The organism is Paenibacillus sp. RC67, assembly GCF_030020805.1.
GTDB lineage: Bacteria > Bacillota > Bacilli > Paenibacillales > NBRC-103111 > Paenibacillus_S.
The window spans coordinates 5,042,816-5,063,249 of sequence record NZ_CP125098.1; the positions used below are offsets into that span (position 1 = coordinate 5,042,816).

General features: G+C 45.6%; 19 protein-coding genes. 2 read left to right on the forward strand and 17 right to left on the reverse strand.

Annotation, left to right across the window (positions count from 1 at the left end; all coding sequences use genetic code 11):
• Positions 1-154: 154 nt before the first annotated feature.
• From QMA13_RS23050 to QMA13_RS23075, 6 genes are all read right to left on the reverse strand, one after another.
• Positions 155-1,558: a sensor histidine kinase gene (locus QMA13_RS23050; RefSeq protein ID WP_282936081.1), complete on the reverse strand. Its 1,404-nt coding sequence runs from the start codon at positions 1,556-1,558 to the stop codon at positions 155-157.
• Positions 1,559-1,561: 3 nt separating this feature from the next.
• The gene (locus QMA13_RS23055; protein ID WP_282936082.1) at positions 1,562-2,269 is read right to left on the reverse strand and encodes a response regulator transcription factor; all 708 of its coding nucleotides are present in this window, start codon (positions 2,267-2,269) and stop codon (positions 1,562-1,564) included.
• A 143-nt stretch (positions 2,270-2,412) separates the two neighbouring features.
• Positions 2,413-3,456 carry a DUF418 domain-containing protein gene (locus QMA13_RS23060; protein WP_282936083.1) on the reverse strand — a complete coding sequence of 348 codons (1,044 nt, stop codon included), beginning with the start codon at positions 3,454-3,456 and terminating at the stop codon, positions 2,413-2,415.
• A gap of 27 nt (positions 3,457-3,483) precedes the next feature.
• The gene (locus QMA13_RS23065; protein ID WP_282936084.1) at positions 3,484-3,843 is read right to left on the reverse strand and encodes a YxeA family protein; all 360 of its coding nucleotides are present in this window, start codon (positions 3,841-3,843) and stop codon (positions 3,484-3,486) included.
• A 19-nt stretch (positions 3,844-3,862) separates the two neighbouring features.
• Positions 3,863-5,797 carry an FtsX-like permease family protein gene (locus QMA13_RS23070; protein ID WP_282936085.1) on the reverse strand — a complete coding sequence of 645 codons (1,935 nt, stop codon included), beginning with the start codon at positions 5,795-5,797 and terminating at the stop codon, positions 3,863-3,865.
• The gene (locus QMA13_RS23075; protein WP_282936086.1) at positions 5,798-6,553 is read right to left on the reverse strand and encodes an ABC transporter ATP-binding protein; all 756 of its coding nucleotides are present in this window, start codon (positions 6,551-6,553) and stop codon (positions 5,798-5,800) included.
• Between the two features lie 240 nt (positions 6,554-6,793).
• On the opposite strand from QMA13_RS23075, the gene QMA13_RS23080 reads away from it, so the two are divergent.
• The gene (locus QMA13_RS23080) at positions 6,794-7,447 is read left to right on the forward strand and encodes a nitroreductase family protein (protein ID WP_282936087.1); all 654 of its coding nucleotides are present in this window, start codon (positions 6,794-6,796) and stop codon (positions 7,445-7,447) included.
• 144 nt (positions 7,448-7,591) lie between these two features.
• Positions 7,592-8,032 (forward strand): RrF2 family transcriptional regulator, encoded by a 441-nt coding sequence (locus tag QMA13_RS23085; protein WP_282936088.1) that lies wholly within the window; start codon positions 7,592-7,594, stop codon positions 8,030-8,032.
• Between the two features lie 65 nt (positions 8,033-8,097).
• Here QMA13_RS23085 and QMA13_RS23090 read toward each other — a convergent pair whose 3' ends face one another.
• The 11 genes from QMA13_RS23090 to QMA13_RS23140 form a co-directional block, all read right to left on the reverse strand.
• A complete protein-coding gene (locus tag QMA13_RS23090; RefSeq protein WP_282936089.1) occupies positions 8,098-8,949 on the reverse strand; it encodes an IS3 family transposase in 852 nt (283 codons plus the stop codon).
• Positions 8,946-9,275: a transposase gene (locus QMA13_RS23095; protein ID WP_282936090.1), complete on the reverse strand. Its 330-nt coding sequence runs from the start codon at positions 9,273-9,275 to the stop codon at positions 8,946-8,948. The genes QMA13_RS23090 and QMA13_RS23095 overlap by 4 nt, the downstream gene beginning before the upstream one ends.
• A 311-nt stretch (positions 9,276-9,586) precedes the next feature.
• The gene (locus tag QMA13_RS23100) at positions 9,587-11,977 is read right to left on the reverse strand and encodes a substrate-binding domain-containing protein (protein WP_282936091.1); all 2,391 of its coding nucleotides are present in this window, start codon (positions 11,975-11,977) and stop codon (positions 9,587-9,589) included.
• Between the two features lie 448 nt (positions 11,978-12,425).
• On the reverse strand, positions 12,426-13,769 hold the full coding sequence (locus QMA13_RS23105) for an FAD-dependent oxidoreductase (RefSeq protein ID WP_282936092.1): 1,344 nt from the start codon (positions 13,767-13,769) through the stop codon (positions 12,426-12,428).
• A gap of 12 nt (positions 13,770-13,781) precedes the next feature.
• Complete coding sequence (locus QMA13_RS23110; RefSeq protein ID WP_282936093.1) at positions 13,782-14,144, reverse strand: carbohydrate ABC transporter permease; 363 nt, start codon at positions 14,142-14,144, stop codon at positions 13,782-13,784.
• Positions 14,144-14,638, reverse strand: coding sequence for a carbohydrate ABC transporter permease (locus tag QMA13_RS23115; RefSeq protein WP_282936094.1), 495 nt, complete (start codon positions 14,636-14,638; stop codon positions 14,144-14,146). The genes QMA13_RS23110 and QMA13_RS23115 overlap by 1 nt, the downstream gene beginning before the upstream one ends.
• A complete protein-coding gene (locus QMA13_RS23120) occupies positions 14,628-15,545 on the reverse strand; it encodes a carbohydrate ABC transporter permease (protein ID WP_282936095.1) in 918 nt (305 codons plus the stop codon). The genes QMA13_RS23115 and QMA13_RS23120 overlap by 11 nt, the downstream gene beginning before the upstream one ends.
• A 12-nt stretch (positions 15,546-15,557) precedes the next feature.
• Complete coding sequence (locus QMA13_RS23125) at positions 15,558-16,247, reverse strand: beta/alpha barrel domain-containing protein (RefSeq protein WP_282936096.1); 690 nt, start codon at positions 16,245-16,247, stop codon at positions 15,558-15,560.
• 64 nt (positions 16,248-16,311) lie between these two features.
• On the reverse strand, positions 16,312-17,640 hold the full coding sequence (locus tag QMA13_RS23130) for an ABC transporter substrate-binding protein (RefSeq protein ID WP_282936097.1): 1,329 nt from the start codon (positions 17,638-17,640) through the stop codon (positions 16,312-16,314).
• Positions 17,641-17,748: 108 nt separating this feature from the next.
• Positions 17,749-18,513 (reverse strand): response regulator transcription factor, encoded by a 765-nt coding sequence (locus QMA13_RS23135; protein WP_282936098.1) that lies wholly within the window; start codon positions 18,511-18,513, stop codon positions 17,749-17,751.
• Positions 18,491-20,332 (reverse strand): cache domain-containing sensor histidine kinase, encoded by a 1,842-nt coding sequence (locus tag QMA13_RS23140; RefSeq protein WP_282936099.1) that lies wholly within the window; start codon positions 20,330-20,332, stop codon positions 18,491-18,493. The genes QMA13_RS23135 and QMA13_RS23140 overlap by 23 nt, the downstream gene beginning before the upstream one ends.
• Positions 20,333-20,434 lie beyond the last annotated feature (102 nt).

The window sequence follows — 20,434 nt, forward strand, 5'->3', positions numbered from 1 at the left end:
ACATTTTTCATTGAAATCAAATATCTCTTGAAAATTATTAAAAATAAGTATTAATCTATTCTCCCCATCCTTAATCTTCTGAAGATTTTCCCCTAATAATATAAATAAGGGAGCCCGTTATACCGTGCTCCCTCCCCTCGTATTCAAGCCAAATCTATAGCAGAATGTCAACGGTTGTCCCAAGACCTACTTCACTGTGAATCAAAATCTCTCCATCATGCACCTGAATAATATCTTTGGCTATAGCCATTCCGAGCCCAGAGCCTTTATGAGCATCCCCGGTATGGGTTCCCCGGTAATAGCGGTCGAAAATTTTGTCGAGCTCTTCTTTCCTGATGCCTTTTCCGTTATCTTGAATCATGATGTGGGTCCTATCGCTCTTCTCAATACTTACGGTTATGTTTACGTTTGCGTCATTATGGATAAGCGCATTATAAATTAAATTGTTGATCGCTCTCTGTATTAGAATTTCATCAACCTCTGTCGGTATATTTTCTTGGTTGGCATGAAACTCAATATGTCGTTTGGCGTATTTCGGGTCATTGACAATATCGATTACGATATTTCGCAAGAACAAAACCATATTCGTCATTTTTTTGTTTATCGTCAGTTCTTTATGTTTCAATCTTGTTGTCAAGCTTAAATCTTCTATGACCTCTTTGATATAAAGCGACTTTTTCTCGATAATATCGGCATATTCCCTGATTTCGTCTACAGTAAAGTGATAATCAGGGTTCTTTATCATTTCGGCAAAGCCTTGAATCGAGGCTAGAGGTGTTTTAATATCGTGGGATATGTTAGTGATCCATTCCTCTTTCATCCGGTCTAATTTTTTCCGTTCAGACTCATTCGCCTTAAGCTGATTGGATAATTGGTTGATATTCGAAAATACTTGTTTAAAAATCCCTCCGGGCTGTGCTTGAAAATATTCATTGCTTGCCAACCTCTTAATCCCGTCGATTAATGTATACAGCGGCATTGTCAGTCGTTTGCTCAAGAAATACCCAATCAATAACGTAATCAAAACATCGATAATTAAAACGAAGCCGCCAAGTTTAATCATGCGAAACAGCGAATGATTATCGTATAATAAAAAATACCGGTTAATATTGGGGTTTTCAACCCCGATCAAGTAGCTGTAAGCACGGCCGTTTGCTTTCTTATCTCCTACAAATACCGTCGTTTCAGCATTCACTTCCTTGTACTTATACATTTGAATGATTTCCGAGGGAGTGTAGTGCTTCTTTAACCCTTCTGGTGCTTGGTAGCGGAAAAGCTCTTTTCCGGTTTCATCCAAAATTTGAATCCATGCATTTCTGCTGTTCAGTTCTTCCTTACCTGACTCGGCAATCGTCAGTTCATCGCCGAAGATTGTGATTTGATCCTGAAACTGCCTTGCAAATTGCTCGGGAGAATGTTCCTCTTCTTGAAGAAGGGGGATATTTAAAACAGACTGAGCCGTGAACAAAGCAATTGTAATGAAAAGGTTTATGAAAATAATGAAGATCACTACGAAGACAACCGAGATCAGATAACTTACTGTTAACTTCCATTTCATGAACTATTCATCCTCTATAGCAAGTTTGTAGCCTAAGCCCTTGACGGTAATTAAATATCGGGGCTCGGAAGGCTGCTCTTCAATTTTTTCACGCAGTCTTCTGATATGGACCATGACCGTATTATCGATGCCGATAAAATCCTCCCCCCAGACGGCGTCGTAAAGCCGTTCCTTGCTAATCACTTTATTCACGTTCTGAAGGAAATACTTTATTAAGCCAAGCTCCTTCGGCTTCAGATCAATGCTGATCCCATTCTTTAATAGTTCCGCTTTTTGTTCGTTTAATTTAAAGGGGCCAGCAGATAGAATCGTATCCTTCACGGCCTCCGGCTGCATATAATCGGCTCTGCGTAATTGGGCTTTTACGCGGTATGCCAGCTCTTTGGGGCTGAACGGCTTCGTGATATAATCGTCGCCGCCAATGGCAAAGCCTAAAATTTTATCGATTTCCTCCGTTTTGGCCGATAAAAATAAAATTGGAACCTTTGAAACGGCTCTCATTTGCTTGCACACTTCGTAGCCTTCCCCATCCGGCAGCATAATGTCCAGCAGAACAAGATCGGGCTGCTTTTGCTGGAATTGTGCGAATCCGTCTTCTGCTGTCGTGGACGTGATGACGTGATCAATGCCTTCTTTTCGCAGAACCGTGGCGACAAGCTTCAATATCGCTTCCTCATCATCTATAATCAAAACCTTTTTGTTAATTGACATGATAACCTGCCTCCTGGAAGGGAACGAGATTTTCTGTGAGTATGCGGCCTTTCTCTCATTAATCGACCGCTGTGAGCCGCTTAGCATGAAACAAATGCGCAGGAAAGCCATGCTGAATAGGCTTCTTTGCGCATTGTTCTTGTTTATTGGACGGTTTGTTTTTTGCCATAAGTCATAAACCGCCATCCCTTTTCCAACGGCCCCATTTTAAAATAGCGGAACCACAGATTGCTCCAGATTAGCTCCACAATCATGATAAGGCAAGCAATGAGGACCACATTGGCGGGGGATAGCGTTTCTAGCCCCATGAGCGAGATGATCCATAGTCCGATAATGCTTTGGGCGACGTAATTCGTAAGCGCCATCTGGCCCACGCGTGCGAAGGGCTGCAGCAGCGTTCGGACTGACCTATGCTCAAGTATCAAAAACAAAGATGTTACATACAACAAGACTCCCGGAATGGAGCTCAAAGAAACGATGAGCTTCAGGTTATCGGCTCCATGCTGAGCTGCTATCCAAATCCAGAGCGACAACCCGGCAAAGATTGGCAAGGAGCCAATCTGCGCGAACCGAAGTCGCTTTTTCAATTTCCCGATGCTTCGGATCCAGTCGGCCTTCGCTGCTAGAAATCCGGCCAGGAACATGATGAAGATTAAGGTCACATCTGAGATCGCCAAATCGACCACGTTGGATAACGTACCTGCTCCCCCCATAGTGAGTTTAAGGATGAGCGCAAGCATGTAAACACCGGTGATTCCTGCAAGCCAATTGCGAATGGTTGTCGCCTTGGCTCGGTAAAAAGGAAGTAATAACAGACCGATCAACGCGTATGCGGGCAATATAGTGCCCCAGAAGACAAGGGTATGGATAACTCCTATCAGGAGGAGCACGAGCAAGCGGCGCGTAAACCGCTTGATTGGCTTGTCCCCTCTACTCTCAGCGCGCGAGGCGAAAATGTAGAAGCCAACTCCGAACAAGAACGAGAAGATAGAGAAAAATTTCTTTTCTACGAATATAATAATCAGGGTGTCAATTACTTGATTGATTCCGGTGTATTCTGGTATTATCATCCCTTCGGTAAGGATAATATATCCTTTTACATTAATAAACAAAATTCCGAATAACGCAAGTCCCCGAATGATATCCAAAGCTATTATCCTATCTTGCTGTGGAATGGATGGTTTCATACTGATTTGCTCCTTATGATCTTTCAATTATTTCAAATACTGACTTGCTTTTGCGGGCAGCTCTGCTTTTGTTACTTCCTGGTAAGAGGTCACGTTTTTTTCTTCTTTTACAAACAGACTAAGATATGCTTTTTCCCTAAGTAGCTTTGGGGCGGAGAACTTCAATGTTTTTTGCTGTCCGTTCTTATCGAAAGCAGGCAGCTCGTATTCGTATCTCACTAAGATTTCTCCGCTATCGATTTTATCTTCAAGCTTCTTTCCTTGCCCTTGAATCTGCGTATAATAGACGTCTGTCCCTAGTCGGTTTAGATTAACGTTCTGTAATAAGAACAAACCTCCAACTGCAAGTGCCGCGATGACGATTATAGAAATGATGATTTTTTTCATAGCCCTCTCCCGTTCCCTGTTAAGCATTCGATTTGATGGCAATTTTGTAATAACTATTGACGGTTAACAAATAATAAGCGATGTATATGCAAGCATATGCGCCTATGCAGAGGAAGACGGGTATCGCCAGATTGGATTGGATGAGCCTAGAAAGGGCCGTTAAAGCAACAGCGCAATGAGCAATTCCCGCGATTAATGGCAGGGCAAACACGAACAACATTTGGTTAGCGATCGATTTGCGAATTTCTTTTTTGTTTACTCCGATTTTGTGCAAAATGACGTAACGCTCCTTGTCTGAATTGGCTTCCGTCAGTTGTTTAAAGTAAATGATGCTCCCCGTGGCGGCGAGAAAAACCAATCCCAGGAATCCTCCCATAAAAATGATTAACCCGGTGGATTCCATTCCTGCGGCATAATCCGTATAGAAACTGGAGAAGTACGCTTCTCGCGGCAGTAAGGATTGAACATCACCGGACAGTGGCTTGGCGTCGTCTTCGTGTGTGATCTTGTAAGATTCCATATTCACGAGCGGGGTTTCTTTTTGCAATTCGGCAAATACCTCATCGCTAACGACGACCGCTGTATTCGCCGTCCGAAGGTTCAGGACGTTATATCGCTTTAAGCTTTTAAAAGTAACGTTCTCCGTAAGCTCCTTCGCTTTTAATGAAATCGTCGAGCCTACATACTCAGGCGATAGTCCTTCGTAATATCCTGCGTCCAACACAGCCGCTTCTTGTCCTTTCAGTGACAGCGAATCGTTTCTTTGCTGTACTTCAGTCAGCTTATTAAATGCCGTATTGGATATGAGCGTATAATTTACGATATTGCTGGAGATTTTACTGTTCAGGTCCGTAATATCAACCTTCATTTGCAGTGTCGGAATGCTCACATGATAAACAACCTCATGTTTCTTATCGTGCGAAATCCGATCGTCAACTTCACTCGCTATGCGAGGGTTGTTCGTTATAAACATCATGCTGTTGGGATCGGCAAGCTCAACATTGCTTCGGTTGTTGTAATAAAAGCTGTACGCTGTTCCGACGGCCGTCAATGTCGTAGCGCTTAGGACCGCGATGATCGTTAACGTACGAGCGTTTCCTTTCATGCGGTACAGAAGCTGGGAGGTGCTGATGAGATGAATGCCATTCCAAAATCTCTTTTTGTTTTTTCGGGCTATCTTTAACAAGTACACGATGAACGTACTGTACAATAAATAAGTGCCTACGATCACGGTGGCGCATATGACCAGCGGTGTGACCATGAAGCCCATGTTTCGCCAAATGGCGGACTCCATTATGTTTTGAAGGGCCAGCCAATAGCCGACGCCGATCAATATTAGGGCTAACAATGCTATGGTCCAAGAGGCCTTCGGCTCTTGCTCCCCTTCTTTGTCTGCCTGAAACAGCTCAATTAATTTGAACCGATAAATCAATCTGTACCCATGGAACGAAGTAATGACGGTAATCACGGTGAATACAACGACTGTATTAATTATGGCCTGAGGCGAGATATGAAAATTTGCAATCACGTCGTAGCCCATGACTTTCATCAAAACCGATACGAAAAGTTGGGACAATATTGACCCAAGCAACATGCCAATGATGAGGGCTAAGATCCCCATAATAAAGTTTTCATAGAACAGCATCCTGCCGATTTGCTTCTTCCGCACACCCAGCAAAGAGTAAAGGCCGACTTCTTTTTTACGCTTCCTAGTGAAGAAGGAATTGGAGTACCAGATGAAAATAGCTACGAATATCATTAAGACCACGGAAGCTCCAGTAAAGACGGAGCTGATTTTGGGTGAACTGTCCGATGTAGCTAGAATCGTTGAATCGTATTTTAACGAAACGAAGGTAAAGTAAACGACGATACTAAAAATCATTGAAGCAAAGTACAGGAAGTAGTTGGTGAAGTTTTTCCGAATGTTTTTTCCTGCAAGCTGAAATAACGTCATTTACCGCCCACCTCCAAGTGAAGCAAGAACATCCAATATTTGCTGAAAAAATTCCTGCCGCGATTGCTGATGCTTATGAATTTCCGCGTACATGTTGCCGTCTTTAATAAATAAGATTCGCTTGCAGAAGCTTGCGGCAAACGCGTCATGTGTCACCATGATGATGGTTGAACGCTGCCGTTCGTTAAGTAGGGTCAGACTTTCGAGCAGGCTGGCAGACGATTTCGAATCCAGTGCACCCGTTGGCTCGTCCGCTAGGATCAGGCTCGGATTGGCAACAATGGCGCGGGATGCGGCCGTCCGCTGTTTCTGGCCCCCTGAGATGTGATAGGGATATTTCTCGAGGATGTCTCGAATGCCAAACGTATCGGAGATTTCATGGACACGTGCTTCGATTTCCTTGACAGGAACCTTTGATAAGGCAAGTGGAAGCAAAATGTTCTCCTTCACCGTCAACGTATCGAGAAGGTTATAGTCCTGAAAAATAAAGCCAAGCTGATTGCGGCGAAAGTCCGACAATTGCTCCTCGTTCATCTTCAAGATATTTTGACCGGCGATGAAGATTTCTCCGGATGATGGGGTATCAATAGTAGACAAGATATTGAGCAAGGTTGATTTCCCTGCCCCTGAAGGCCCCATGATGCCGATAAACTCGCTTTCTTTCACTTCCAGATCTATATCTTCCAGCGCCTTATATTGATTTTCTTTCGTGCCATATACTTTTTGAACGTTGTTTGCCAGTAAGACAGTTTTCATAAAGCAATCCTCCTAGTTTCTCTACTAAGACAATTATAGTTCTCCTACCTTACACCGTTTTAATACGAACCTTACAGGAACCTTAAAAAGGTAGAGGATCGCATTGTTATACTGTGATTGACATGATTGCAGTTATAACATATACTGTGCTTATAAATGCGCAGTTAACGAGCGGGTTATGAAATGTCGGTTCGTTGATAAAAAAAGCGCACATCTAAATTTGGAAGGATGGAGAGTTATATGTCTATTCAAGTTGGGCAAGCGGTTTTATTTTCACATGTAGTAAAGGATCGTCATTCAGTAAGAAAATATGATGCGAATTGGACTATTTCCAAGGAAGAAATGACAGATCTTTTGCAGGAAGCTACCCTCGCTCCCTCAGGTGCTAATATGCAGCCTTGGAGGTTCCTTGTAATCGATGATGCAGAGCTCAAAAAACAGCTGCTGCCGATAGCATACAATCAGGAGCAAGTAATTCAGGCTTCTGCAGTCGTAGCCATTCTGGGTGATTTGCAGGCAATCGATAAAGCGGAGCAAATTTATAGCGCGGCTGTAGATGCCGGGTATATGAGTGAACAGGCTAAAGAACAAATGCTGAAAAATTTGCGTGGATTTTATGCAGATCCTACGTCTGAGGTTGTTAAACGTGCATCACTAATCGACGGTGGTCTCGTCTCGATGCAATTAATGCTATCGGCCAAAGCAAGGGGCTATGACACGGTTCCGATGGCTGGATATGATGAAAAAGCGCTTAGAAGTGCATTTCAAATTTCCGATCGCTACTCTGTTGTTATGCTGATTGCAGTAGGAAAAGCGGCTCAAGAGGCTCATAAGACAGTGCGCCTACCAGTGGAGGAAGTTACCTTCTGGAATGCAATTCCTGAAGAAGTCTAAACGTTTGGTTAATAGTTGAACGTTGGTCCAGCTTGTTGTTCATCTCCGCGAAAACTATTATAATGAGCTTACGAAACAAGATAAGTAATACAACAACATCGCACCAAGCTATCGTAGAGTGATTTATAATAAGGAGTGACCGACATGGGTATGACGAATCGGGGGATACCTATAGGACCTCGCCGTTTCGTAATTGCTATACATGCATTGGTGTGGCTGGCCCGAAGCGAAGGGCTTCTCCCCAGCTCGGCGATCGCTTGCCAGGTCAATTCACATGCGACTTTTTTGCGGAGAGTCCTTCAGGTTTTAACTCAAGCGGGGATGGTAGAAGCAAGAGAAGGTAGAGACGGTGGATATGCACTCGGCAAATCGGCCAGCGAAATTACGTTAGCTGACGTCTATGTCGCGCTCAAGACCGAATGTACAGAGTTGGAAGACAATGATAATTGCAGTGAGGCCGACAAGCAGTTGGATTCTATGCTCGTCACTATATTATTCGATGCGGAGCAGCAAACGATTGAACACCTTCGTCAATTTACGATAGCCGATATCATGACGCGTATCCCTTTATGCGATAATAGTTGAATTATAGGTTTTAAAAAAATCCGTGCAGCTGGTCATACCCCTGTCAAGTAGACAGATGAAAAAAGCTAAGCTGCCAACGCGCACCGGTACTCTATCGGTGCACGTTGTTTTAATTTGGCTTGAAAACGGTGGTAGTTGTACTCGTAAATATATTCTTCCACGGCTTGCCGAATTGCCGCTCCTGAATTAAACTGGTTGAGGTACAACTTCTCTGTTTTGAGATGCGAAAAGAAGGATTCGATGCACGCGTTATCCAGGCAGGTTGCTTTGCGAGAGTGGCTGCCTTTAACGCCGAATGCCTCTAATCGTGTGTTGTACGCCTGAGACGTGTATTGGAAGCCCTGGTCCGAATGGAGCACGGCCTCTGAGACGTCTCTTTTTCTTGTCCACTGCGTAATCGTATCCAGCACAAGCTGGAGATTGTTACGTTCAGACAATTGCCAAGCGACAATCTCGTTGTTGAAAAGATCTTGAATAACAGATAAGTAATGGAAATTCGTTCCATCGGAAATATAGGTAATATCCGTGACCATTTTTTGCTGCGGTGCCGTAGCATGGAATTGTCGCTTTAAACGATTTGGATACACAACAGAAGGCGTGTAGTTGGACTGTTTCCGCTTCCTACGTATGACCGACTGGATCGATAATTCTTTCATGATCCGGCATACTTTCTTGTGATTTACTTTGTAGCCAGCCTCCCGCAAGGCGGTCGTCATCCGAGGGTAGCCATAGTAGGGATGTGCAAAATGGATGGCCATCATGTGTTCCTTGATCTCATGATCCTTTTCTTGACTTGCCTTTCGCTGAGGCTGTGTGGCTCTCCATTTGTAATAACTGGACCGTGGTATTCCCGCAATAGCTAACAGGACTGTAATGCCGTGCTGGTGGCGCAGCTCCTCCATGATTTCATAATTCATTCGTTGGGTTGGCGCTTCTCCTTTACTAGATTTGGATACCGCTTTTTTAAGTAATCCACCTGCGCCTTCAGGTAATCTCGTTCTTCCTCAATGCTTTGGAAGGACGTGCGTGGCCGCCCTTTCATTGGATTTGGCTCACTTTTACGCACATCGAACGACTCTCCGTTTTGCCATTTCCTCACCCACACCTTCAGTTGAGAACAGTTACGGATCCCTTCTCGCTGAGCTACCACCTTGTAACTCGCAGAACCCTCTACATACGCTCTAACCGCCTTTAATTTGAATTCTTCTGTGTACGTTTGAAATGTTTGTCCTTTTTTAGCCATAAAAAAATCCCCTCCAAGTGGCACTCGAGCCTCCATGATAACATGAAGGTTTTTTTGAGTGTCTACTTGAAGGGGATAATACCAAGCGCACGGATTTTTTGTTCTATTTACACGTGGTCTCATTGAAAGATAACAACACTGAAACACAATTTCAGTCGGATACAAGTTCAGCAATTTTGCCAAAAACACCACCAAAATTGGGACGCTCATGACGCCTACCCTTCTGTAATAGGTCAAGTAAGGAAATATGAGGACGGCCAATTGGCCATGAGAACCGGCAGATTCAGAAAAGTACGGCATATGGACTCAGGCTATGGATATACGAGCGGGGATGAAGAAGACTCGGATAGTTGTGAGGACCCGTTGAGCGGTAGAATAATTTCTACAATCGTCCCCGCACCACTGCTATCTATTTTCATCGCGCCTCCATGAGCCTCTACGATTCTGTGAGAAATCATGAGGCCTAGCCCCGTACCTTTTTCTTTTGTTGTAAAAAAGGGCTCTCCTACCTTCTTTATGATCTCAGACGCTATTCCGTGACCCTCATCCTTGATCTGTACGCATAAAGCATCTGAACTCGCCAAAGCAACATCTACATAAACATTCCCACCCTTAGGCATAGCCTCAATGGCATTTTTCAAGAGATTCACAAAGAGCTGCTTCAATTGATTTTCCTCGCAAAGTATAGGGGGAAGTGTAGTCTCGAATTGTGTTATGATGTGCACTCCTGTAAGAATCGCCTGTGTCTCCAAAATGGACACAACGCTGGTAATGATTTGCGCTATATCTTTGAGATTGAAATGGGTAAGATGCGGCTTTGCAAGTGACATGAACTCAGTAACGATAAAGTTAATCCGATCTAATTCGCTTTCCATAACTTCAATATAAGGAAATGGCTCTTGATATCTAGTCTTCAACAGCTGTGTGAATCCCTTCAGGCAGGTTAGGGGATTCCTGATTTCGTGAGCGACTCCGGCTGCAAGCTGGCCAATAACGGACAGCTTTTCTGATCTTCTCAACAGCTCCTCCGCGCTCTTTCTTTCACTGATATCCCTTATGGAACCTATCAGACGAACCCTCTGCTCCTCCATATCACGTATCACTTGCCCATTACACTCAACCCATAAATAATTGCCATCGGACTGCTTTATTCTATACTCTAACCGAACGGGCTGTCCCATCTGAGTTTGGTCAAATAACGCCGTTTGTACATCCGCCCTATCTTCCGTGTGAACGAAGGAAAGCAAGTCCTTCTCTGTCACCGGCGGACATTGAAAAAACTCATTTGCCCGCTCGGACCATAAAAACCGTTTTTCCTCGACGGACCATTCGAAGATTGCATCCATGGCAGCCTTTGAAACGGTTTCTAACAAATGATTCGTTTTCCGAAGCTGAGCAAGAAGGTCTTCTTTTTCCCATGCGGTTGCCAATCTGTGTAATGAATAGGTTATCGTATCGCTTTTGAAATAGGACCAGCTTTCATCGACCGGATGGAGCATAGCCATGACTCCCCAATCCCGTTCGTTGGGGATTATCGGATGAATCGATATGATATTTTTGGGGTCGGCGAGTAATTCCTCAGGTATACAATGTATCGGAGGGAATTCCATAGGAGAGCATTGTATTTCACCTGTAGGAGCAGCCAACTCATCCTTAGCATAATAGTGTTTGACATACATTCTCTCCTGCTCTGAGGATTCATTGAACCACTGGCCGTAGCACCCCCATATGCATTGTAAAGAATGCATCCATGACAAGTTGTTTAGCTTCTTAGCATCCCGATAAGATAAGTAATGAATGGTCCGATTGGCCGACATACTTTGATTCAATAACTGGTAGGGATGGAACAGCCTTCCTTGATCCTCATCCCAGCTCTCCGGCTCATAGTGGCAACCGCATGATCCTCTAGCTATAAAGGTCATATTCATTTGGACACGGTCCATCTGCAGCCGCCCCGTTGCCATCCCCTCTTCCAGAACGTCAATGGACCGTCTAGCCGCTTCCGCAAGCGGAGGCTTGATTGTAGAAACGGCCGGCATCGTATGCATCGATAAGGGATTATTATCATATCCCATGACCGCTATATCCTCAGGTATTCGGTATCCATCTTTTTGGAGCCGATCGATGAGGGATATAGCCGTTATATCGTTATTAGAAACGACAGCCGTACAGTCGAGTTCTCCGCTCACAATGAGATCGGCCACAAGATGCCCTCCTGCTTGAGCGTCGGTTCCAATTTGAACCAACAAACTAGGGTCCATTTTTATTCCGAATCGATCGAAAGCGTTTGCATACCCCAAATATCTAGAATTTGTTGCCCGGTTCATCATATTTCCGACAAACGCGATCCGACGGTGTCCGTGTTGAAAGAGATGTTCTACAGCCAGTTCCATCCCTTTCTCATTAGCAAAATGGATGCTGGGATAATGCAAAGAGTCGTGGTTGATCCCTATAATCGGTCGATTCAGACGTTTAAGTTCATTTGCAATCCCATCGTTTAAAGGGTAATCGATAACAACCCACGCCGCCGCATGAACGGTAGCTAGCGGGATAGAGTAATCATTGTTCGTTTTGGGAGTTTTAATTACGATAAGTCTATATCCACGTTCTATGGTTATTCGATTTAATTCGTATAAAAAGCTCCCGTATAAGCTTCCATCCAAATAAGGTGTAATCACACCGATAAAACGGCTTAAGCTCATATTGCATTTTCTCCTTCTAGATAAATTACTCTTTTTCTTGCAATATCCATCCCGATCCCTTTATGCCCTTTGCATGAATGCTTCTGCTCTTTTCAACGAAAAAACTTGGATGTACCGGACTTTATATATTTCCAGTATATAACAATATATATTATTGAAGTGGGTCCCGTTGTCAAGTTAATTTCATGAAAGGGTGCTGCTAGGGAGATGCGGAATCAAACGATCTGGAAATGTATCCGTCAATCGACACGAAACGATATATTCTTTATAACGAGGTTGCTGTAAAAAACAAAAAAACGAAACTACGTCGCAAGACGAATTTCCGTTTTTTTGTTTTATTTCTTATTTGTTTGTGTTGGTGTCTCCACTGTATTTATGGAGCTGTAGCTTGCCTATGCCGTTTCATCATGGCATCCCTGAAATGATCCTAATCTCTTCACTTTACCCATTAGGCTAACACGACATTGGATTGAAGCAGAATCTGCTGCAGCTTCTTTACGTCCACTTCCGCGACGGATAAGTTCTCTGCACTGGCTAGAGCAGCGGCCGTTCCAGCTGCCTGCCCGGTGGCCATACAGCTAGGCGTTAACCGGGTAGTTGCTAAAGCCTCATGAGAAGTGGAGATGCAGCGCCCTGCTGCCAGCAGATTCTGTATCTTTTGCGGTACAAGACAACGGTACGGAATATCGTAAGCTCCGTCTCCACCGATCCATGCGGCTGTAACTCCATTTCCTTTTGGATCGTGAATATCGATCGGATATCCGCTTCTGGCAATCACATCATCGAACCGTTTTCCCGACACAACATCATCAATAGTCAGACTATATAGCCCGTTAATGCGTCTCGTCTCTCTGATCCCGATTTGTGCTCCAACCGACGAGATGCTTGCCTTGGCAAAGCCAGGAACCCAGTTTTGCAGAAACTGGGCCATCATCATCACTTGACGGCGGCCCTCCTCCTCGGCCTTCGTTAGATCTTCGATGTCCGTACCGTCCAACCCCTGTACGCGGGTGCAGTTCACCAATACCTCATCCTCCGCAGGGCCGGTAAAGAAAAGAACCTGGTCCCGATTAATAGGGACATTTGCCGCTTTCCATTGTGAATAAAATCCTTGAACCCCTGTCAATGGAATTTGATCCAGTTCATCAAAAGGGGTTTTCCGGTAAAAATTATCCGGGTTCTCTATCATATTGCGGCGAACGGCCTCCAGGTCCACTCCGCGCATCCGGAATTTCATCGTCATCGGCTGGGTGCCGTGATCTCCTTCACGCCCTTGCAGCGTAGGAGCCCCGGATAAATAGCTCACATCCGCATCTCCAGAGGTATCGACGAACATGTTCCCGCGAATCTGATAATGCCCCGATTTGCCCGTCACTTGTACGGATCGAATTCGGTTGTCTTCTACCTCAACTGCATCCACAAAGCTGTGCAGCAGCAGCCGCACGCCCGCTTCCTTGAGCATATCGATGGCAACCAGTTTGTAAATTTCGGGGTGATACGGTGTTACCGTGTGAACGAATCCCACCGTGTCCCGCAGATGGCCTGGTGAGCCTCCCTGCGCCATTAATCGATCTACCAAATCTTGCGCGATCCCCTTGATGACCTGCTTTCCTTCCTCGGTATGAAAGGTCATCCACGGATAGACGGAGGCGGCCGTCGACATCCCTCCCAAAAAACCATAGCGTTCGATTAATATGGTTGATGCCCCTTGTCTTCCGGCGGCGATGGCTGCATTGATTCCGGCAGGCCCTCCTCCGACAACCACGACATCAGCTTCTAAAATGCGATTCATCTCGTTCCTCCTCTATTCCTTTAACCCTGTCATTGCAATGCCTTGAATAAACTGCTTCTGAGCGAAGAAGAAAACCAGCAGCAGCGGCAGCGTCACCATAACGGAAGCGCTCATCAGCAGGTTCCAGGCCGTGCCTGCCTCGTCTGTAAACAGGGAAAGTGCCAATGGCAGTGTCATCAAATTCCGATTGTTAATAAATATAAGCGGATTGAAAAAGTCATTCCAAGTTGTTAAAAATGTAAAGATCGTCAGTGAAGCGAGCGCCGGCTTGGCCATCGGAAGCATAATTTCAAAAAATGTGCGCATTCGCGAGCAGCCGTCGATCATAGCAGCTTCCTCCAGATCCTTTGGCATGGCAATAAAATACTGCCGCATCACAAATACGCCGAAGGCTCCTCCGCACCGAAGATCGGCAGAGCGATCAAGGGAACATGCGTGTTGTTGAACCCCAAATCCCGCATGAACAGGAACATCGGGATCGCAGTGGCCTCGGCCGGAATCATCATGGTACTAAGCAATAGCAGGAACACGAGATCGCGCCCCTTAAACGGGATCCGGGCAAAGGAATATCCGGCCAGCGAAGCAAAAAACGCGGTCCCAACCGTTACTACAACCGCGATATAAACACTGTTAAAATAATACAAGTGAAAAGGCGTGTTGTTCAGTACTTCCGTGTAGTTCGCCCAGCGGATCGCCGAAGGTATAAACTCCGGCGGGAATACGAATATTTTGGCAGGCTCCTTAAGCGAAGTAGACACCATCCATAAAAACGGGATCAGCATCACCACCGAAATTAAGGTCAGAATCAGATAATGCAGCCCGCCAGTGATCCAATTCGATGATTTTAAGACTGCACCTTCAGTTTTCATGGAACACCCACCTTTTTCTGAGCTGCCACTGAATCAGTGTGAAGATCAGGATAATGAAAAAGAGAATATAGGCAAGAGCCGACGCATAACCGAACTCGAACAGCTTGAACGCCTTTTCCCAAATATAGTACACCAGCACCTTAGTGCTTCCGCTCGGTCCGCCTTGGGTCATCACGTAAATCTGTCCGAACACCTTCAACGAACCGATGACGGTCATGATGACTGTCAAAAATATCGTTGGCGTAATCATCGGAACCGTCACTTGAAAGAAAACGGTCCGCCGGCCTGCCCCGTCGATTTTGGCCGCTTCGTAAAGCTGAGCCGGAACCTGCTGCAAGGCAGCGATAAACAACACCATATTCAGCCCGACGTTCTTTAGCACGCTAGTGACAATAACGGCAGGCATAGCCAATTGTGCATTGTACAGCCAGGCCGGGCCTTGAACGCCGAAAAACAACTGCAGCAGCTGGTTAATAAAGCCTGTATCTGTCGCAAATAAATATTTCCAGACAATGGCCCACACGATGAGCGAAGTCATGACCGGTACGAATATGGCGGTACGGAAGAGACCCATGCCACGCTTCCCTTTTGCAAGGAGCAGCGCAAGCCCCAAAGCCAGGATTATATTCAGCGGCACAAGGCCCGCTGAGAAGTAAAATGTATTGGTAAGTATTTTCCAAAATTCAACATCTGTGATGATGGCTTTGTAATTAGCAGAACCGATAAATTTTGCATCGCCAAGTATCGGCCAATCAGTCAAGCTCATGTAAAAAGCCATGACTAAAGGAGCAATAAGGAAGGTGATAAATCCAAGAACCATCGGCGCTACAAACAGCCATCCGGTGATAGTAGCTTCTCGTGATAAAGGATGTTTCCTCTTGATAGCTGCGGCTTGATCGCCACTCATGTTCGTCCCCCCCTATCTGTCGATCGCATTGCGGAACGCATGGACCATGCGCCGGATTTCGTCCTCATGTTTTCCGATTGCGACAGCTCCAACCAGCAGGACTCGAATACCGCAATCTTTTAGAGCAGGGATGTCCTCGGGGACGATTTTACGCTGGGAAGGAACGATGACGGGCAGTCCGGCATTCTCTACCAGCCAACGGTATTTTAACAAATCGGCAAAACTAAGCGGTGATCCGTATTCCTCTCCCGGGACGATGGACGCTTCCAACGCTTCCAACATGGGAAAGGATTTGGCCGCATCCAAAAAGCGGAGGTCAAATCGGTTATCGATAGCAAAAGTGGAGGCTAGCTTGCCGGATTTTAATAAAAAGGACGGCAGATGCCAGGCATAAACGGAGTAAAAGTCGATCCCGAGCTCCGGTAGCTCATCCATTTCATCTGGAAGAATGGCCTCTATAGACCCTCCAGGTACTATACCCAAAGGACCCTGGAACAAGGAACGAATCTCCTTGAACGTTTCTCTGTACAACGAAAGCTCACCGAAGCTGGTGCCACTGGCACGATGGCCCACATTCATATGCACCTTCAGGCCGTCCGCACCTTCTTCGATTGCGGCTTTAGCCAATCCCGCGTCATTCTCCGGAAGGCTAACGAACAATTGGAGTTTGTTTTGATTGAGTGATGTCTTCAAACGATTCATCTATGGGTTCTCCTTTCGTTAGTAAACCAGCGGTCCGTTTTCAACGAACCGCATCGTTCCTTACCTATTTCAAAAGAGGGGTGATCTTGGTTTCCATCGTTTTTACGATTTGTTCCGGCGTTGCCGTTTGGCTGAAAAGCTGATCGAAGCCAGCAAGCATTTCGTTATCGATTTTCTCCCAATTGACGTGCCCTGGTTGAACGATGGCCTTCGGCATTTCATCGATTACGGCTTGCTTAATGTCTGCCGTATCAGGATTTCCCGGCTGCTTCAGAAAATCATCGGAACCTAGCACGCTCTTGCGCGGAGGTACGAAGAACGTTTGGGTTGCCTTGATACCTTCCTCGCTTGCGAGGAATTTCATGAATTCTGCGGATTCCTTAGGATATTTGCTGCCTTTGAACATGACATATCCGGCTTGGCCCAGCATCGGTACGGAGCCTTTCGGACCGGACGGCATCGGAGCGATGCTCCATTTGAAGTCTTTGATCGTCCTTGCTTTGGACACATAGCTGTATACATCGAAGAACATGCCGATTTTACCGGATTCGAAGCTGACCTGTTCGCCCGCTTTAGGATGGGATTGATCGACGAACATCATGTTTTGCAGCATTTTGAGCGTCTCAATTCCGTATTGATCATTCCATGTAAATTTGGTCATGCCTTTATCGAACGGTCCGCTTCCATTGGACCAGGAGTAGCTGGACAGCAAAATATACGTTTTCCAATCGCGGAAGAAGTCCGCTCCATATATTTTGTTAGCCCCTGTACCGCTTGTGAGTGCCTTGGCGTCTTTTACAAATTCATCCCAAGTCCATTTTCCTTGTTTGGCCAAATCATTGGGAGAAGCGAGTCCTGCTTTAGCAAACAGATCCTTGTTGTAGAACATAACGCTCGGCGGCGTCGAGAACGGCAGTCCGTACAATTTCCCGTCTTTAGTGAACAAATCTAGAGTGGACGGGATAATATCGTCCATCTTAAAGGAAGCATCCTGCTTTACGTCGGAAATGTCCTGCAAAATCCCGTTGGCCATAAACTGCGGGACCATGCGCTCGGATAGCCAAGCGACATCAGGGAGCTCGCGTCCCGCAGCCAATACCGAAATCTTCTGCTGATAGTCCGGAAAAGGAACGGATTGCAGGTCCACGGTGATGTTCGGATGAGTCTGTCTGTACTTATCGATTAATGTCTTGTACAGATCGAGGTGAGCCTGATTTCCCCAAGTTAAAAATTTGAGCTGGATAGGCTTGCTTGTATCAGGTGTCGCATTTCCGCCGCTTGGCGTTGCGCTCGGTTGTGTACCTGCACCGGAATTGCTGCAGCCGGCAACCAGAACTGCGAGTAGGGCCGATATACTGAGCATGATGTTGGCCTTACGTTTGGATGCTTTCATTCTGTTTCCCCCCATTAAGTGATGATCTTGATAGTTTCATTATATTGAAAGCGCTTTTACAAAATAAATCACTTCATGTTTGGGTTTGGTATGTTTTGTTTAGAAGATTTATGAATCTCCCTCTTCCCTGTATGCTCCAGGAGTCTTGCCCACCTGCTGTTTGAAGAGCAGCATAAAATGCTTCGGGCTTTGGTAGCCGGAGAGCCGAGCCACATCGTAAATCTTCAGGTCAGAGCTCGACAGCAAGTATTTCGCACGCTGCATTCGGACATCCGTGATAAAATCGGACAGATGGATTTTGGCTTCTTGTTTAAACAACTGGCTGAGGTAAGCCGGATTTAAATTAACGTACTCTGCAAGAACCTGAAGCTTGAGGTCTTTATCCGGATTTTCTTGAATGTATTCTTTGACCTTGCGGATCAGACGCCGACTGTCATTTTTCAGAGGGAGCTCATGGGTTTCCGTTGCTTCCCCTGGCTGAGACGAGATTCCCTCCTTGGGCAACAATCCTCGCCGAATTTGATCCAGAACCGAAATCAGGGCCAATCGGTCAATCGGCTTCAATAAGTAGTCGGTGACTCCATACCGGAGTGCTTGTCTGGCATATTCAAAATCTCCGTAACCGCTAATGATCAGGATCGGCATTTGAGGATAGCGTTCCCGTACTTTGGCGGTTAGCGTCAGCCCGTCCATTTCGCGCATACGAATATCCGTAATGATGACATCAGGTACTTCCTTTTGCAAATAGTCCAATGCCTCTCGTCCATTTACAGCTTCCTTGACTATGTTGAAATCCGCGGACACTTGTGCGATTAAGTTTTTCAATCCATTTCGGATGATTTCTTCATCTTCAACCAATAGGATTTTGATCATGATCAGTCACCCTTTCGATGATAGGTATGGTAATAGTAAATGCGGAGCCTTTTCCCGGACTTGCATCGACGTCCAGCTCGTATTCCTCTCCGTACATCAGAATCAAACGATGGTAAATATTCCGCAGAGCCAGCCCATGCTCCCCGGACTCTAAAGGCAATGTCGAAGCAAGCGAGGCGCGCAGGCTTTCCAGTTGTTCCTCTGTCATTCCGACCCCATCATCCTTGACCGTAACCAGCAGATAGTGTTCAAAACGAAGAGCCGTGATCCAGATCGTACCTCCTTGCTCCTGGTCGCCGATTCCGTGATAAATCGCGTTTTCAACCAAAGGCTGTAGAAGAAGCTTCGGAATGGAATAACGTTCAATCCCTTCTTCCAAGTCAAATACGACACGAAGCCGCTCCCCGTAACGCATCTTTTGGATTTTGACGTACGACGCGACGGAGTCCAATTCCTCTTTTAATAAGACCATCCGATCGTACTTATCAACGGTGTAGCGCAGCATTTTGCCGAGAGCTGTCACCATATCGGATACCTCGTAGTTTTGCTTTCCAATGGCGATCATGTTAATGGATTCCAGCGTGTTGTAAATAAAATGGGGATTTATCTGACTTTGCAGTGCTGCGAGCTCGGCTTCTTTTTCCTTCAGTCCAATTTCATACACTTCTTTGACCAAGCGGTCGATCTCCTCCGTCATCCGGTTGAAGCCTCTACTCAATTGACCGATTTCATCCTGTGATTCCACAGGGACATTTTGCTGGAAGTCTCCTCGCTGCACAAGCATCATCTTTTTCTTGAGCCTGTCTAACGGTCGGCTGATGTGGTATGAAAAATAGATTGCAAGCAGCCCTGCAGCTACCAAAAAAACAATAGCGAGCAGAACCGTAAAATTACGTAACGTCTTCGTGTCCTTGAGAAGCGAGCTTACCGGAATGAAGCTGATCACTTTAAGTCCAGTGAAATCGGAATAATCGACCACAGTCAAAAAACGCTTCCCCTCATACGTAACATCTTTCGCAAAGCTTTCATTCGGCAGCTTCGTTTCGAGTAAGACTTGCTCCGTATAGGGGTCCTGTGTACAGCTTCTTTCGTTGTAAAAGAGCTCATTGTTACTATCTACTACGGAAAGGCTGCATTTCTCCTCAAATTTCACGTTTGATAAAATCTGCTTGAATACATCCATCTTTAGGTCAATTTTAATTAGCCCCAGCAAGCGATTCGTATTCGGCTCACGGATCAGGCGGGCGACGGAGAAATATTGCTGTGGATTGTTCTCCATGTAGTAATCCGGCCTATGCGGAGGAATGATGGCCCAAGCGCCGTCCGCTTGGCTGACTTTCGCGTACCATGCTTCCTTCTGTACATCCACGGAAAACTGCATTCGGGTAGAATCCACGTTGGTAAAAATAAAACCGTTGTTGGCAATGACTTGTATTCCCCTCACCTCAGAACGGTTATAAGCCAATCCCGATATGTAAAGAAACATTTTCTCCATTTCCTCTAGCGTTGGACGCGTTTGCACATACGCCGGCATGCTGTATTTATCCAGAATAGACAACACCTTTTGATCATAGAGCGGCATCAAGGAAAGACGCTGCATTTCTACTAATGTCCGATCCAGGTTGCGATTAATTTGACCAGCAATCTGAATCGTCGAGTCAGCGGTCCTCCTCTCAATGGTGCTGGAGAATTCGTAATAGGAGATCAACCCCTGTAAGGTTAGTGGTATCGTGATTAGCAGGATGAATATGGTTACTATTTTTTTACGCAAACTCATTCGAGCAAAGAAAGGTTGAAGAATTCGCCATTTCCAGTTCATTGTTGCATCTCCTCATCCATACCATGTTCTTATCATTGTAATCGTTTGCCCTATTGTTCGAAAATAGCTATTTTTATGTTGTAAAGCAAACAAGAAAAAACA

Coding starts and splice junctions, on each gene's coding strand:
- QMA13_RS23135 (WP_282936098.1), bottom strand. CDS start 18,513: ATGATCAAAATCCTATTGGTTGAAGATGAAGAAATCATCCGAAATGGA.
- QMA13_RS23140 (WP_282936099.1), bottom strand. CDS start 20,332: ATGAACTGGAAATGGCGAATTCTTCAACCTTTCTTTGCTCGAATGAGT.
- QMA13_RS23065 (WP_282936084.1), bottom strand. CDS start 3,843: ATGAAAAAAATCATCATTTCTATAATCGTCATCGCGGCACTTGCAGTT.
- QMA13_RS23100 (WP_282936091.1), bottom strand. CDS start 11,977: ATGAGCTTAAGCCGTTTTATCGGTGTGATTACACCTTATTTGGATGGA.
- QMA13_RS23085 (WP_282936088.1), top strand. CDS start 7,592: ATGGGTATGACGAATCGGGGGATACCTATAGGACCTCGCCGTTTCGTA.
- QMA13_RS23055 (WP_282936082.1), bottom strand. CDS start 2,269: ATGTCAATTAACAAAAAGGTTTTGATTATAGATGATGAGGAAGCGATA.
- QMA13_RS23120 (WP_282936095.1), bottom strand. CDS start 15,545: ATGAGTGGCGATCAAGCCGCAGCTATCAAGAGGAAACATCCTTTATCA.
- QMA13_RS23095 (WP_282936090.1), bottom strand. CDS start 9,275: ATGGCTAAAAAAGGACAAACATTTCAAACGTACACAGAAGAATTCAAA.
- QMA13_RS23125 (WP_282936096.1), bottom strand. CDS start 16,247: ATGAATCGTTTGAAGACATCACTCAATCAAAACAAACTCCAATTGTTC.
- QMA13_RS23050 (WP_282936081.1), bottom strand. CDS start 1,558: ATGAAATGGAAGTTAACAGTAAGTTATCTGATCTCGGTTGTCTTCGTA.
- QMA13_RS23110 (WP_282936093.1), bottom strand. CDS start 14,144: ATGCGGCAGTATTTTATTGCCATGCCAAAGGATCTGGAGGAAGCTGCT.
- QMA13_RS23060 (WP_282936083.1), bottom strand. CDS start 3,456: ATGAAACCATCCATTCCACAGCAAGATAGGATAATAGCTTTGGATATC.
- QMA13_RS23130 (WP_282936097.1), bottom strand. CDS start 17,640: ATGAAAGCATCCAAACGTAAGGCCAACATCATGCTCAGTATATCGGCC.
- QMA13_RS23115 (WP_282936094.1), bottom strand. CDS start 14,638: ATGAAAACTGAAGGTGCAGTCTTAAAATCATCGAATTGGATCACTGGC.
- QMA13_RS23090 (WP_282936089.1), bottom strand. CDS start 8,949: ATGAATTATGAAATCATGGAGGAGCTGCGCCACCAGCACGGCATTACA.
- QMA13_RS23080 (WP_282936087.1), top strand. CDS start 6,794: ATGTCTATTCAAGTTGGGCAAGCGGTTTTATTTTCACATGTAGTAAAG.
- QMA13_RS23105 (WP_282936092.1), bottom strand. CDS start 13,769: ATGAATCGCATTTTAGAAGCTGATGTCGTGGTTGTCGGAGGAGGGCCT.
- QMA13_RS23070 (WP_282936085.1), bottom strand. CDS start 5,797: ATGACGTTATTTCAGCTTGCAGGAAAAAACATTCGGAAAAACTTCACC.
- QMA13_RS23075 (WP_282936086.1), bottom strand. CDS start 6,553: ATGAAAACTGTCTTACTGGCAAACAACGTTCAAAAAGTATATGGCACG.